12 protein-coding genes and 2 pseudogenes are annotated in these 13,394 nt (G+C 71.9%); 5 read left to right on the top strand and 9 right to left on the bottom strand.

Going from position 1 to position 13,394, the window contains the following annotated elements; translation table 11 throughout:
- Positions 1-2: 2 nt before the first annotated feature.
- Positions 3-1,263 (top strand): annotated as a pseudogene (locus I8J32_RS05355) (cation:proton antiporter).
- Positions 1,264-1,284: 21 nt separating this feature from the next.
- On the opposite strand, the gene I8J32_RS05350 reads toward I8J32_RS05355, so the two are convergent.
- The 9 genes from I8J32_RS05350 to I8J32_RS05310 all read right to left on the bottom strand — a co-directional run bounded on the left by I8J32_RS05350 (position 1,285) and on the right by I8J32_RS05310 (position 8,851).
- Complete coding sequence (locus tag I8J32_RS05350; protein WP_245156424.1) at positions 1,285-1,743, bottom strand: hypothetical protein; 459 nt, start codon at positions 1,741-1,743, stop codon at positions 1,285-1,287.
- Between the two features lie 76 nt (positions 1,744-1,819).
- A complete protein-coding gene (fabG, locus tag I8J32_RS05345; RefSeq protein WP_200614602.1) occupies positions 1,820-2,557 on the bottom strand; it encodes a 3-oxoacyl-ACP reductase FabG in 738 nt (245 codons plus the stop codon).
- A gap of 61 nt (positions 2,558-2,618) precedes the next feature.
- A complete protein-coding gene (locus I8J32_RS05340; protein ID WP_407060990.1) occupies positions 2,619-3,065 on the bottom strand; it encodes a phosphotransferase in 447 nt (148 codons plus the stop codon).
- Positions 3,062-5,665, bottom strand: coding sequence for an MMPL family transporter (locus tag I8J32_RS05335; protein ID WP_245156423.1), 2,604 nt, complete (start codon positions 5,663-5,665; stop codon positions 3,062-3,064). The genes I8J32_RS05340 and I8J32_RS05335 overlap by 4 nt, the downstream gene beginning before the upstream one ends.
- A 188-nt stretch (positions 5,666-5,853) precedes the next feature.
- Complete coding sequence (locus tag I8J32_RS05330) at positions 5,854-6,540, bottom strand: LolA-related protein (RefSeq protein ID WP_200614604.1); 687 nt, start codon at positions 6,538-6,540, stop codon at positions 5,854-5,856.
- Complete coding sequence (locus I8J32_RS05325; protein ID WP_200614606.1) at positions 6,464-7,435, bottom strand: LpxL/LpxP family acyltransferase; 972 nt, start codon at positions 7,433-7,435, stop codon at positions 6,464-6,466. The genes I8J32_RS05330 and I8J32_RS05325 overlap by 77 nt, the downstream gene beginning before the upstream one ends.
- Positions 7,432-7,719: a beta-hydroxyacyl-ACP dehydratase gene (locus I8J32_RS05320; RefSeq protein ID WP_200614607.1), complete on the bottom strand. Its 288-nt coding sequence runs from the start codon at positions 7,717-7,719 to the stop codon at positions 7,432-7,434. Before I8J32_RS05320 ends, I8J32_RS05325 begins: the two co-directional genes overlap by 4 nt.
- Before the next feature lie 137 nt (positions 7,720-7,856).
- Positions 7,857-8,561, bottom strand: coding sequence for a COG4648 family protein (locus I8J32_RS05315; RefSeq protein WP_200614609.1), 705 nt, complete (start codon positions 8,559-8,561; stop codon positions 7,857-7,859).
- 5 nt (positions 8,562-8,566) lie between these two features.
- Complete coding sequence (locus tag I8J32_RS05310) at positions 8,567-8,851, bottom strand: phosphopantetheine-binding protein (RefSeq protein ID WP_200614610.1); 285 nt, start codon at positions 8,849-8,851, stop codon at positions 8,567-8,569.
- A gap of 88 nt (positions 8,852-8,939) precedes the next feature.
- Between I8J32_RS05310 and I8J32_RS05305 the strand changes: the two genes are divergently transcribed.
- The 4 genes and pseudogenes from I8J32_RS05305 to I8J32_RS05290 all read left to right on the top strand — a co-directional run bounded on the left by I8J32_RS05305 (position 8,940) and on the right by I8J32_RS05290 (position 13,202).
- Complete coding sequence (locus I8J32_RS05305; protein ID WP_200614612.1) at positions 8,940-10,358, top strand: NAD(P)/FAD-dependent oxidoreductase; 1,419 nt, start codon at positions 8,940-8,942, stop codon at positions 10,356-10,358.
- A gap of 94 nt (positions 10,359-10,452) precedes the next feature.
- Entirely contained in the window at positions 10,453-11,853 is a 1,401-nt protein-coding gene (locus tag I8J32_RS05300; RefSeq protein WP_200614613.1) for an NAD(P)/FAD-dependent oxidoreductase, read from the top strand.
- Positions 11,850-12,857: a chorismate transformation enzyme, FkbO/Hyg5 family gene (locus I8J32_RS05295; protein WP_200614615.1), complete on the top strand. Its 1,008-nt coding sequence runs from the start codon at positions 11,850-11,852 to the stop codon at positions 12,855-12,857. The genes I8J32_RS05300 and I8J32_RS05295 overlap by 4 nt, the downstream gene beginning before the upstream one ends.
- Before the next feature lie 95 nt (positions 12,858-12,952).
- Positions 12,953-13,202, top strand: a pseudogene (locus I8J32_RS05290) (hypothetical protein).
- Positions 13,203-13,394 lie beyond the last annotated feature (192 nt).

Genomic DNA, 13,394 nt, shown 5'->3' with positions numbered 1-13,394 from the left:
CCATGTCCCTGCTGTTCCTGCTGCAACTCGTCGTCATCCTGGTCGTGGCGCGGCTGTGCGGCCTGTTGCTCAAGCGCCTGGGGCCAGCCGGCCGTGATCGGCGAGATGGCGGCGGGCCTGCTGCTGGGACCGGTCGTGCTGGGCGCCGCGCTGCCCGACGTGCATGCCGCGCTGTTCGCGCCGCAGTCGCTGGCCGCGTTGAATTCGCTGTCGACGCTCGGGCTGGTGCTCTTCATGTTCGTGGTCGGCGTGGAGCTGCGCGCACCCGACGGCATCCGCGCGCAGCTGCGCTCGGCCGGGGCCGTCGGCGTGCTCAGCGTGCTGCTGCCGATGGCGCTGGGCATGGCGGTCTCGCCGCTGCTGCACGCGCGGCTGGCGCCCGCAGGCGTCCCCTTCTGGCCGTTCGCACTGTTCATGGCCGCGGCCATGGCGATCACCGCATTCCCGGTGATGGCGCGCATCCTCAAGGATCGCGGGATGACGCGCACGCCGATCGGCCAGCTCTCGCTGAGCTCGGCCGCCATTGCCGACGTGATGGCCTGGGTGCTGCTGGCGCTGGTGATGACCCTGCTGGCCGCCAAGGGTGGCTGGGGCGGCTTCGCGCGTGCCCTGCTGGGCCTGGCGGCGATGGTGGCGGTGGTGATGGGCGTGCTGCGCCCGCTGTTCGCCCGTCTGCTGGCGCGCCACGCGCACGACATGCAGCCCTCGGGGTCGGTGCTGGCCGCGCTGCTGATCGCGATGCTGGCCTGCGCGGCGGCGGCCGAGTGGCTGCAGCTGCATGCGGTGTTCGGCGCGTTCGTGTTCGGCGCCTGCCTGCCACGCGACGACCGCCTGCTGCACACGCTGATCGAGCGCATCGAGCACCTGGCGGTGATCGTGCTGATGCCGGTGTTCTTCGTGCTCGCGGGACTGAGCACCACGCCGGACGCTTTCGGCACCGGCAGCCTTGCCGCGCTGTCGCTGATCCTGCTCGTCGCCACCGTGGGCAAGCTCGCCGGCGGCGCGATCGGCGCGCGCTGGTCGGGTCAGCCGTGGCGCGCCAGCCTGGCGGTGGGCGCGCTGATGAATGCCCGCGGCATGATGGAACTGATCGTCATCAAGATCGGGCTGGACGCGGGCCTGATCGGCCCGGAGCTGTTCACCATGCTGCTGGTGATGGCGCTGGTGACGACGGTGATGGCGTCGCCGCTGCTCACGCTGTTCGGCGGCGACGGCCTGCGCCGCGCGCCGCTGGCCGGCGTCGCGACCAGTCCCGGCCCCTAGCCGAGGCAAGTCCCGCGCCGCCTACTCCTCGACCACGTGGATGGCGATGCCTTCGACGCGCTGCTGCGCGGTGGGGATGCCGGCGCCGATCGACACGCCGCCGTGGTGGCCCCAGCTGCTGCCGCCCACGCCCACGCCCACCGGCGAGCCCATCGTGTTGACGCCCATCAGCAGGACGCCGTTGGCGCCCAGCTTGGCCGCCTCGCGCGCGAGGCGCTCGATGGTCGCGTCGGTCTGGCCCTGGGTGCCGAAGCCGACCGCGCTGGTCGCGTGGACCCGGGCGATCGTTTCGTAACGACGGGGCGGCACGTGGTACACCCGGACCTGCTCGGGTGCGATGGCCGGCCGCGCCGGGCCGAGCATGGCGTGGCCCGCGCTGGCGCAGCCCGACAGGACCACCAGCGCCATCACGGCCAGCAGGGCCGGCCACCCCATCGACAGCGGCCGGCGGAATGATTGAAACAGTGTCGCGCGCGTCATGGCGGCCTCCGCGGAGATGGGCCCATGGTCCGCCCGCGACCATGAACCACGCGTCGCTGCGCGGCGCGGGCGTGGCTCAGCTCATCCCGCCATCGATGCCGACGACTTGGCCATTGATGTAGCCGGCCAGGTCCGAGCACAGGAACGCCACCAGGGCCGCCACTTCTTCCGGCCGGCCCGCGCGCGCGGACGGCACCATCTGGCGGATGGCCTCCGGCGGAAACGCCGCCGCCGCCATCCGGCCTTCGATCACGCCCGGCGCCACGACATTCACCGTGATGCCGCGCGAGCCCATTTCGCGCGCCAGCGACTTGCTGGCGCCGTGCAGCGCGGCCTTGGCGGCCGCGTAGTTGGTCTGGCCCCGGTTGCCCAGCACCGCGGCCACGCTCGACACGCTGACGATCCGGCCCCAGCGCGTGCGCGCCATCGGCAGCAGCAGCGGCTGGGTGACGTGGAAGAAGCCGTGCAGCGACACGTCGATGACCCGCTTCCACTGCGCATCGGACATGCCGGCCATCGGCGCGTCGTCGTGGATGCCGGCGTTGTTGACCAATACCTGGAACGGGCCGTCCGCCAGCAGCGCTTCCAGCGCCGTCCGCGTGGCCTGGCCGTCGGCGACATCGAAGGCCACGGCCTGCGCGCGGCCGCCGGCGGCGACGATCTCATCCGCGAGGGCCTGGGCGCGCCCGAGCTGGGCATTGGCGTGCACGACCACCTCGCAGCCGGCCTGCGCCAGCGCGCGGCAGATGGCCGCGCCCAGGTCGCCGCTGCCACCGGTGACCAGCGCGCGCCGGACCGTCGCCGACGCGCTCATCGCGGCCACCGGAAGGCCGGGGAAATCGGGAAACCGGGTTCGTTCATTCGCGTGTGTCCGCTCAGGGCTGCTGCAGCATGACCGCCGCGCGGCCCGTGGCCAGCAGCGTGTCGCGGTGGTGGATCTGGAAGGCGTACTGCTGGCTGCCCTCGCCTTCCACCAGGACATGGGCGTGGCACTCGAGCGGACCGTGCAGCTCATCGATGCGCTCGACGTGCAGCTCCACGCCGCGCAGCGCGACCAGCACGCCGGCCGCCGCGCGGCCGCCGCCTTCGCGCGCACGCAGGCCGCCGTGGACCGCCATCGCCTGCGCACCGTACTCGCACAGGTGCACGGCATGCAGGCGTCCCGCGCTGCGCAGCGGGTGATCGGCATGGATGTGGTTGAACGCGCGCAGCCGCACGGCCTGCGCATCCCATTCGACCACTTCGTCCCACAGGCACATCGCGCCCTGGTGGGGGACGAGGGTCAGGATGTCGTCGCGGGGAATGATGGCCGGTGCGGTCATGGGGAACGCGCCGATGCGTCACTGGTGGCGGGCGCGGCGTCGCTTTCGCCGGGAGTTGTCTCGCCGGTCGTTGTTTTGTTGACGACGGGCGCGGACGCGGCATCGCTGTCGCTGGGGATTCTGGGTTCGTCCCGGGTCGTTTCATTGGCGACGGCCGCGGACGCGGCATCGCTATCGCCGGGGTCTTTGGGTGCTTCCCGGGTCGCTGTTTTATTGACGGCGGCCGCGGACGCGGCATCGCTATCGCCGGGGCCTTTGGGGGCTTCCCGGGTCTCCCGGGTCGGGATCGGCTGTCGGGTGATCAGCAGGGCGAGCACGAAGTTGCAGGCCACGCCGAGCGCGACCGTGCTGCCGATCGCGCGCAGCACCGGGATGCTGGACATCGCCAGCAGGCTGAACACCACCAGCGTGGTGAGGCTGCACACCACCACGGCGTGCAGCGTGCGCAGCTGTTCGGCGCGGTCGTCGCCGGCGTGTTCGAAGAACAGGGCGTAGTCCAGGCCCAGTCCGGCGGCCAGGATCAGCGCCACCAGGTGGAACAGGTTCAGTTCCACGCCCAGGCCGCGCAGGATCGCCAGCAGCAGCAGCGTGGTGAGCGCCATCGGCGCGAGCACGCGCACGACACGGTGCACCTGGCGCAGCGCGACCCACACGGTGGCCGCCAGCAGCACGGCGGCCAGGGCCAGCGCCCACAGGACCCGCTGACGGTACTGCGCGACCAGCGATTCGGATGCGCCCTTCATGTCGAGCAGCTGCGCCCCGTGCGCGGCCGCCACGCGCGCAACCGCGGCGGGATCCTGCAGGCCGCTGAGCGATACCAGCGCGGTCGCGTGGCCTTCGCGCTCGAGCAGCAGGCCGCCGACGCTCGCCGCCAGCGGCGTTCCCGCCAGGTCGGCGGGCGCGAGGGGTGCGGCGGCCTTTGCCGTCGCCGCATCGTCGAGGAAGGGCGCAAAGGCATCGGCCTCGAACGGGCTGGCCGCGACCGCCGCCGCCAGCGCCCGCCGCAGCGGTTCACGCTCGGGCAGCCGCGCCTGCCGGGCGAGCTGCGTGGCCTGGCTGGGCAGGTAACGCGCGGCGAGGTCGAAGCCCGCGATCTTGCCGGTGTCGCGCAGCTTCTCCAGCGCGGGCAGCAGGCGCTCACTGGCGCGCAGCGCGGCCTGCGCATCGGCGCCGCCGAGCGTCATCACGTAGCGCACGTCGGGCGCGCCCAGTTCGGCGCGCAACTGCGCATCTCGGGCCAGCGCCGCCGCCGGCACCGGGGTCAGTTTCGACAGGTCGTTCTGCCAGAACGGCCCGGGCGCGAACGCGGCGACCGCCACGGCGAGCGCGGCCAGCACGCCGCCGCCGATGACGCCCAGCCGCGGCATGCGCGCCAGTGACGCCCACGCGCGGGTCACCCAGCGCGCGTCCGCCGCGTCGCGCGGCGCCGGATCGATCAGGCCGGGCAACGCGAATCGCGTGGTCAGGGCCGCCACGCCCAGGCCGAAGATGGTGAACACCGCCAGCTGGCGCAGGCCTTCCACGCCCGAGACCATGAAGGTGAGGTAGGCGATGCAGGTCGAGGCCACGCCGGTGCCCAGCGTCGGCCACAGCGCCCGCGCACTGGCCCATGGCGACAGCCCGGCGCGCTGGTGCGAGAACAGGTGGATCGGATAGTCCTGCGCGACGCCGATCAGGGTGAACCCGAAGGCCACGGTGATGCCGTGCACGCCATCGAACAGCAGCGTCACCGCGCCCAGCCCCGCCAGTCCGCCGCTGGCCAGTGGCAGCGCGCCCAGCAGCGGCATCTTCCAGCTGCGGTAGGCCAGCCACAGCAGCAGCGCGAAGATCACGCCATCGACGGTGCCGATCCAGCTCGCCTCGCGCGCGGTGCGGCCGCCGATCTCCTCGGAGAACGCGCCCGGGCCGCTGACCGTGAGCCGGGTGCCCGTGTCGCCGCGCACGGCATCGAAGCCCTGGCGGATCGCCGCCAGCGCCAGCTGCTGCCCGGTCGGGTCGAAGCCGGCGGCGCGCGTCTCGATCGCCAGCAGCGCTTCGCGTCCGGCCCGGTCGAACCAGACGCCATGCAGGCGTTGGGGCGCATTGGCCGGCTGCCAGGACTCGGCAAGGCGCAGCGTCTCCAGTGTCGGGTCGGCGGGCAGCAGGGGCTCGATCAGGCCGGCCGCCGGCGAGCCCAGGTCCTGCGCGCGCTGGCTCAGCTCGCCGGCCAGGAACTCGCGGTCGAAGACCTGCGTGTCCAGCGTGTCGCTGAGCAGATAGCGGTAGGGACGCAGGTGCTCGGGGAAGGCATCGAGTCCTGCTTCACCCCCGTTGGCCACCAGCTTGAAATCCGGTTGCGCGGCCAGCTGCGCGCGCAGCGCGGTCGACTGCGCGGCCAGCGTCTGCGCATCGGCACCGGTCAGCGCGACCAGCAGCAGGCGGGAGCCGGGGCCTTCGCCGAGTTCGTCGATCAGCAGCTTCTGCGCGGGCGTTTCGGCCGACGGCATGAACTTGCGCAGGTCGCCGCTCAGTTCCAGGCGCTGGCCCAGCGACCAGCCGGCGAGGACCAGCAGGGCCAGCCAGGCCACGGCGACGAGCAGGCGGGAAGCGTTCGATTTCACGCGCCCGATCCGGCTGCGATCGGTTCAGCAGCCGCGACGGCGCGCGGCGGTACCGGCATTCCAGCGCGGGGACAGGGCAAGGCGAAGCGCATCGGGATCCTTCGTCGGCGGGTGCCGGATTATCGCTCGCCGCGTCGGCGCGCAGGCCCGGCGCCAGCCGGAACCGCGCGATCGGTCAGCGCTCTGGCCTATTGCGGCTTGGCGCCGCCGTAGCACAGCGTGGCGAGGGCACCGGCGGCGGTGACGTTGCGCGCCGTCTCGGCGGCGCCGGCCAGCAGCGTGCGCTGGGTTTCACCGCGGGTGGGCTGGGTCTCGATGCAACGCAGTTCGGCGCCGCGGCCGTACAGCGTGACCGACTGCAGGCGCGCGGCCAGCGCCGCATCGCGCGGGGTGAGCGTCATGGTCCAGCGGGCGCGGGTCCCGTCGGTAGCCAGCCGGTAGGTCCGTTCCAGCGCGACGCGGTCTCCGGCGAGCAGGGCACCGAAGCTGGCCTGCAGGCCGGCCAGTTCCGGCGCGCGGGCCAGCGAGAAGCGGCGCGGCGCCCTGGCGTCGCGCGTGATCACCACTTCGCCGGCGCGGATCACCGTGGTCTCCGGGTAGGGCGCGGTGACTTCGCGCACCAGCGTGTCCGCGTCGGGCCGCCGGTATTCGCCCTGCAGGCGCAGCGGCTTCTTCAGCAGGCGGCTGCCGCGCAGTTCGACGAAGGCCGTGCGCATCGGCGCCGGCCGCGCGAGCCGGGCCAGGATCCAGCTGGCGTCCGCCGCGGCGGTGGTCGTTTCGGCGCGCGCGTGTGCCGACTCAGGCGGTGCGGCCTGCAGGAAGCCGACGGCCAGCAGGAGCGTCGCCGGGAGCATGCGGAGCAGGGGTCGCGTCATCGGTCTGCCAGAAGTCGTAGAAGTTGAACCAGTTGTAGGGCGCCTGCTGGGCATGGTGCTGCAGGCGACGGGCGTAGTCCTGGACCTGTTGGGCCAGCACCACGGCGCGGTTATGACGGGGGATCGATAGCCCTGCGCTGAACGACTCGAAGACCAGGTCGTAGCGGTTGCCGCCGCGGTACAGGCCGAAGGCCAGGGTGACCGGGACGCGCAGGGTGGCGGCGATCAGCCACGGCGCCGTCGGGAAGCGGGCCTCGCCGCCCAGCAGCGGCGCGACCATCGACGGCTCGCCCGGCCCGGCGCGGTCCACCAGCAGCGCCACCAGCGCGCCTTCATCCAGCGCTTCCTTGATCGCCAGCACGATCGACGGGCCATCCTGGCCGGCGTCGATGATGGCGTTGGCCAGTTCGGGGTTCAGCGCATCGAGCATGTGCTGCACGGCCGCGTTGTGCTTCTTGTCCAGCAGCACGCGCACCTTGATGTCCGGCCTGCGCGTGGCAAGCACGCGCAGCGCGTCGAAGCTGCCCAGGTGGGAACCGAACACCAGCACGCCCTGCCCGCGATCGAGCAGTTCGTGCAGGGGTTCCACGCCGGTGACGTGGATGTCGAAGCGCTGCAGCTGGCCGCTGAGCAGGAACACGCGGTCCAGGATCGTCGAGGCGAACGTGTGGATGTGCCGCGCCACGTGGCGCAGGCCGGGCGGGTGCGGCAGCACGCGCGCCAGGTAGGCGAGCGAGGCACGGCGCTCGGGCCCGCGCATCACCAGGAAGTAGAGCGTGATCGGGTACAGCAGCAGCCGCGACACCACCCGTCCGCCACGGCGGGCGATGGTGCGGATCAACCAGATCGCGAAATAGCCGCCGCCCTCGGGACGCTGCTTCCAGTTCGCGCTCATGCCCCGGCCACCAGTTCGCCCGACGCCAGCAGCACGCCGTCGGCCTCGCGCAGCACCCGGAAGCGCCAGCGCGGGCCCGCGCCGTCCAGCTCGATGCGCGCCGGCTCGTCCGGGCGCAGCGGCTGCATGAACTTCACCTGCGGCAGGCGCAGCGGCCGCAGCGGGCCGTGGGTCGATTCGATCAGGCCCACCACCTGGTCGAGCAGGACCACCCCGGGCACCAGCGGGTGCCCCGGAAAATGGCCGGGAAGGCAGGGGTGGTCGTGCGGAATGGCGAAAGACATCGGAAAAGGCGCGCGGAACTGCTGGCGGGGAGGATTATGCAACGCCCGGGCCACGCCGCCCCCAATGCGGGGCGAATGCGGGCCGATTGCTGTGCGAAGGCGGGTCTCAGGGCCTTATCGGCCGCCGCAGCCCGGGGTTAACGGAACAGCCCGCGCCAGAAATCGGGCCCGAGCCGGGCCAGCTGCGCAACGAAGTCGCCGAAATGGCGGTAGGGGCGATGCGGGAAGAACCGGCGCCGGAGCACGTACTCGCCCATGAAGAAGGCGCCGACGATGCCGTAGTTGAGCACGTTGGCGATCAGCGACCACCGCTCCCGCGGCACCGCCCAGGCCGGCAGCGGACCCGCCGCGACCAGGCCCAGCCGATCGGCGAAGCCACCCGGCACGGCGAGGGTGGCCAGCACGGCGTTCACCAGCGCCAGGGTCGCCAGCACCAGCGACCAGGCCAGGGTCAGGCGACGGGTGTAGCGGGCCAGCTCCGGGGGCAGCCGCGCCGGCACGTAGCCTTCCAGCGCGCACACGATCCGGCTGATCACCGGGGTCCGCGGCGCGCGCAGGCTGCGGCCGAAGAACCAGCTCAGCAGGCCCAGGAACAGCACCGGCGGGGCCAGCAGCAGGGTCTGGGTGTGGCCGGTGCCGGCCAGCGCGTACAAGGCGGCGAGGATCACGGCAAACAGCGCCAGCGCCCACGGGCGCCCGCGCAGCAGCGGCTCGACCAGGATCACCAGCACCAGGTCCGCCAGTGCGATGCCGGCCGGCACGCCGCCGCCGTCGTGGCTGGCCCAGTGCGCCAGGGGGGGATAGGCGAGCGCCAGCGCCAGGCGCGCCAACGCCGCCTTCATGGGCCTCAGGCGGCCCGGTGCTGCTGGATATGCGCCGACAGCGAACGCAGCGAGCCGAAGATGCGACGGTTCTCGTCGCTGTCCGAGCGCAGCTGGAAGCCGTAGGCCTTCGAAATGGCCAGGGCCAGCTCCAGCGCGTCGATCGAATCCAGACCCAGGCCTTCACCGAACAGCGGGGCCTGCGGGTCGATTCCAGACGGCTCGACGCCTTCCAGGTTCAGACTTTGCACCAGTAGCTGGGCCAGTTCGGATTCGGGGGCCGTCTGGACGGCTGCGGGCTGATCGGACATCGGAAAATCCAGTGGTTCGCGTGCAAGGGGCGCAACGATCCAGCATCAGGCCCCGACAAGCAAGCATGACAGCCACTATCATGGCGCGATGACCGATCCGACCCCGTCCGCCGCCGATTTGGTGGCCTCGCCGTCCCCTTCCACCCCCTCCGATTCCGCGTCCCCGGCCGCCCCTGCGCTCGCCGTGGACGTGCTGGTGATCGGCGGCGGGCCCGCCGGCTCCACGGCCGCCACGTTCCTGGCCCGCAAGGGCTGGAAAGTGCTGCTGCTGGAGAAGGGCAGCCACCCGCGCTTCCACATCGGCGAGTCGCTGCTGCCGATGAACCTGCCCATCCTCGAGCGCCTGGGCGTGCTCGAGCAGGTCAAGGCGATCGGCACCTACAAGCCCGGCGCGGAGTTCCCGATCGTGGGCGACGGCACGGGCAACGGCCTGGACTACAACACCTTCCGCTTCGATCGCGCCCTGGACCCGCAGTTCGGCTACGCCTACCAGGTCAAGCGCGAGGAATACGACCAGATCCTGTTCAACCACGCCCGCGCCAGCGGCGCCGACGCGCGTGAACGGGTCAAGGTCGAGAAGATGGAATTCGGCGCCGACGGCCGCCCCAGCCTGGCCCACGCGCGCAATGACGACGGCAGCACCTTTACCGTCCAGCCCCGCTACGTCGTCGACGCCAGCGGCCGCGACACCTTCTTCGGCAGCCAGCTCAAGCTCAAGCGCAAGAACGACAAGCACCAGTCGGCGGCCATCTTCAGCCACTTCACCGGCGTGGAGCGCCGCCCGGGCGAGGACAGCGGCAACATCACCGTGCAGCGTTTCGACCACGGCTGGATGTGGCTGATTCCGCTGCAGCACGACGTGATGAGCATCGGCGCGGTGTGCTTCCCCGAGTACCTCAAGCAGCGCCGCGGGGAAAGCGAGCAGTTCCTGATGAAGACGCTGCTGGGCGAACACCAGGTCGCGGCGCGCATGAACGACGCGCAGCGCGTGGGGCCCGTGCACGTCACCGGCAATTACTCCTACACCTGCTCGCGCATGACCGGCCCGGGCTGGGTGATGGTGGGCGACGCCTACGCCTTCGTCGACCCGGTGTTCTCCTCGGGTGTCTACCTGGGCATGAACAGCGCCGAGCAGGCCGCCGACGTGGTCGACGGCGCGCTGCGCGAACCGGGGCGGGAAGCGGCCCTGCAGGCGGCCATGGTCAAGCGCCTCAAGCGCGGCCTGAAGCACTTCCAGTGGTTCATCTACCGCTTCACCACGCCCGTCATGCAGCACCTGTTCAACAATCCACGCAACATCTGGCAGGTGGAACAGGCGGTGATCTCGATGCTGGCAGGCGACGTGTTCGACAACCCGCAGGTGCTCAAGCGGCTGCGCATCTTCCGCATGATCTACGCGTTCACCTCGCTGCAGCTGGCCCCGCGCGCGCTGCGCGGATGGCTGCGCCGGCGCCGGGCTGCGAACGACAATTTCAGCGGCGACACCCTGCAGGCGGGCAACCCGTGACGTCCGCGCGCCGCGGGCCTGCCTGCGGCAACCGTTCAGCACGCGTGGCCCGGTAGCGGACGCGACCGAATTTCCAGCCGATATCATGGCGACAATGACTGACCAGCAACACCACGGGCAGGCGGATATCCCGCAGGGCGCGCACGGCGCCGTCCAGCCCCCCCAGGTGATCCAGACCGACGTGCTCGTGATCGGCGGTGGCCCCGCCGGCTCCACGGCGGCCACCCTGCTGGCCCGCAAGGGCTGGCGCGTGCTGATGCTGGAGAAGGACGCCCACCCGCGCTTCCACATCGGCGAATCGCTGCTGCCGATGGGCACGCCGATCCTGGAGCAGCTGGGCGTGCTCGACCGCGTGCACGCGATCGGCGTGGTGAAGCGTGGCGCCGACTTCCCGGTCAACGACGAGCGCTACAACGTCTTCCGCTTCGACCGCACGTTGCGGCCGGGCGCCGGCTACGCCTTCCAGGTCAAGCGCGAGGAGTTCGACCAGGTCCTGTTCGAGAATGCGCGCGAGAACGGCGTGGATGCGCGCGAACGCGTGGCCGTCGAGCGTGTCGAGTTCGACCCGGCCGGCCGCCCGCACGTGGCCCACGCCCGCACCGCCGACGGCCATGCGCTGCAGGTGCAGGCGCGCTTCGTCCTGGACGCCAGCGGCCGCGACACGCTGCTGGGAAGCCAGCTCAAGCTCAAGCGCCGCAACGCGCTGCACGCCTCCGCGGCGGTCTTCAGCCATTTCCGCGGCGTCGTGCGCCGCGAGGGCGACGACGCCGGCAACGTCACCATCTGCCGGCATGAGCATGGCTGGGCCTGGCTGATCCCGCTGCGCGACAACGTGACCAGCGTGGGCCTGGTGTGCTCCCCGGAGCTGCTCAAGCAGCGCCGCGGCGACACCGAAGCCTTCCTGATGCGCGCGCTGGACTCGATCGCGCCCATCAAGGCCCGCATGCACGGCGCCACGCGTGTCGCGCCGGTGCACGCCACCGGCAACTACGCCTACGAGTGCACCCGCATGCACGGCCCGGGCTGGCTGATGCTCGGCGACGCCTACAGCTTCGTCGATCCGATGTTCTCCTCCGGGGTATTCCTGGCCATGCACGGCGCGCAGCGGGGCGCCGACGCGGTCGACGCCGCGCTGCGCGAGCCCGCCCGCGAGCCGGCGCTGCTGCGCGCGTTCGCGCGGCACCTGGACGCGGGCCTGGATGAGTTCAAGTGGTTCATCTACCGCTTCACGGCGCCGCCGATGAAGCGGCTGTTCAACGATCCGCGCAACCTGCTGCGCGTCGAGGAAGCGGTGGTGTCGATGCTGGCCGGTGATGTGTTCCAGGCGCGGCCCGTGTTGTGGCGCCTGCGCGTCTTCCGGCTGATCTATGCCCTCACCGCGCTGCGCCTGGCCCCGGCGGCGCTGCGCAGCCGGCTGGAACGGCGGCGCGCGGCGCGCACGAAGTTCAGCGGCGACACCCTGCATGTGGCCGTCGATGCCGAGGCCGGCCGATGAGCGCGGCCGAATCGCTGGTGCTGCCGGCCCGGCTGCACGTGGATTACCAGGACACCACGCCCGCGCGCGCACTCGCCGGCGATGACGTGCTGGCGGTGTTCGGTTTCGGCGACCAGGCGCCGCAGCACGCGGACCCGCGCTACCTGCGCGTCGGCCTGCAGCCGCAGGGCCCGGCGCCGCTGGAGATCTGGCGGGGCCAGGGCCCGGTGGAGTCCGGTCGCGAAGGCGACATCGCGTGGTCGCAGGACGGCGCGCTGCAGTTCGGCGTGATCGAACTGGACGAAGGCGCGGTGGAGGCCGACAACGGCGAGATCGAGGTCACCTCGCGCCGGATCTACGAACAGCTCGTCGCCTTCACCCGCGCCCGCGGCTATCCGCACCTGCTGCGCATCTGGAACTACCTGGACGGCATCACCCACGGCGACGGGGATGCCGAACGCTACCGCGTGTTCTGCGTGGGCCGCGCCCGCGGCCTGGGCGAGTTCGATCCCCACGCCCTGCCCGCCGCCACCGCGGTCGGCCGCAGCGATGACGTCCGTCGCCTGCTGGTGTACTGGCTGGCCGCGCGCACGCCCGGCACCCCGCTGGAGAACCCGCGCCAGATCAGCGCCTACCGCTATCCGCGCCAGTACGGCCCGCAGCCGCCGAGTTTCGCCCGCGGCATGCTGCCCTCCAGCGCGCAGGTGCCGCTGCTGATCTCGGGCACCGCCGCGGTGGTCGGCCACGAGTCGCGCCACGCCGAATCGGTGAGCGCGCAGCTCGAGGAAACCCTGGTCAACCTGGACACGCTGCTGGCCACCGCCCATGCGCTGCGCCCGGAGCTGCCGCCGCACATGGGCGCCGGCACGGTGCTCAAGGTGTACGTGCGCGAGCACGACGAGATGGCCGCCGTCGCCGAGCAGCTGCGCACGCGGCTGGACCCGCAGGTCCGCTACGTCGTCCTGCACGCGGCGATCTGCCGCCGCGAGCTGCGGGTGGAGATCGACGGGTCGCACGGCGCTTGAGCCCCGACCCTGCCTAACGTTGGCTTGAACCCGTGGCCCGCTGGCCGCATCGTGTCGGCATCGGCCGCGCCGCGGCCTGCGCTGGAGAAGCATCGATGGGACTGGTCAGCCTGCTGTGGGGCATCATCGCGATGGTCTGGATGGTGATCGCACTCATCCCGCTGATCGGCATCACCAACTGGCTGCTGATTCCCTTCGCCGCCGTCGGCGCGATCATCGCCGCGATCGCCATCGCGGTGACCCGCCCGGGAAAACCGCGGCCGCGCCAAGGCCGGACTGGTGCTCAACGGCATCGTCGTCATCGTGGCGATGTGGCGCCTGACCCTGGGCGGCGGCCTGATCTGACGCCGGCTCCGGCGTCCTAGGCCAGGCGGCGCGCCGCCACCAGCGCCTGCGTGTGCGGGTGGCGGGGCGCGCGCAGGACATCGACGGTCGCCCCCCTGCTCGACGATGCGTCCGGCCTCCAGCACCGCGATCCGCTCGGCCACCGCGGCCGCGGCCGCCAGGTCATGGGTGACGAACAGCAGCGCCAGGCCA

The sequence above is a fragment of the Lysobacter solisilvae genome (assembly GCF_016613535.2).
GTDB classification, from domain to species: Bacteria; Pseudomonadota; Gammaproteobacteria; order Xanthomonadales; family Xanthomonadaceae; genus Agrilutibacter; species Agrilutibacter solisilvae.
This window is presented reverse-complemented; position numbering and strand designations above follow the sequence as displayed.

What these genes read in the sequence shown, in the direction of transcription:
- I8J32_RS05310 (WP_200614610.1), bottom strand. Translation starts at nt 8,851, where the DNA reads ATGTCCGATCAGCCCGCAGCCGTCCAGACGGCCCCCGAATCCGAACTG.
- I8J32_RS05295 (WP_200614615.1), top strand. Translation starts at nt 11,850, where the DNA reads ATGAGCGCGGCCGAATCGCTGGTGCTGCCGGCCCGGCTGCACGTGGAT.
- I8J32_RS05330 (WP_200614604.1), bottom strand. Translation starts at nt 6,540, where the DNA reads ATGACGCGACCCCTGCTCCGCATGCTCCCGGCGACGCTCCTGCTGGCC.
- I8J32_RS05305 (WP_200614612.1), top strand. Translation starts at nt 8,940, where the DNA reads ATGACCGATCCGACCCCGTCCGCCGCCGATTTGGTGGCCTCGCCGTCC.
- I8J32_RS05300 (WP_200614613.1), top strand. Translation starts at nt 10,453, where the DNA reads ATGACTGACCAGCAACACCACGGGCAGGCGGATATCCCGCAGGGCGCG.
- I8J32_RS05315 (WP_200614609.1), bottom strand. Translation starts at nt 8,561, where the DNA reads ATGAAGGCGGCGTTGGCGCGCCTGGCGCTGGCGCTCGCCTATCCCCCC.
- fabG (WP_200614602.1), bottom strand. Translation starts at nt 2,557, where the DNA reads ATGAGCGCGTCGGCGACGGTCCGGCGCGCGCTGGTCACCGGTGGCAGC.
- I8J32_RS05320 (WP_200614607.1), bottom strand. Translation starts at nt 7,719, where the DNA reads ATGTCTTTCGCCATTCCGCACGACCACCCCTGCCTTCCCGGCCATTTT.
- I8J32_RS05325 (WP_200614606.1), bottom strand. Translation starts at nt 7,435, where the DNA reads ATGAGCGCGAACTGGAAGCAGCGTCCCGAGGGCGGCGGCTATTTCGCG.
- I8J32_RS05340 (WP_407060990.1), bottom strand. Translation starts at nt 3,065, where the DNA reads ATGACCGCACCGGCCATCATTCCCCGCGACGACATCCTGACCCTCGTC.
- I8J32_RS05350 (WP_245156424.1), bottom strand. Translation starts at nt 1,743, where the DNA reads ATGACGCGCGCGACACTGTTTCAATCATTCCGCCGGCCGCTGTCGATG.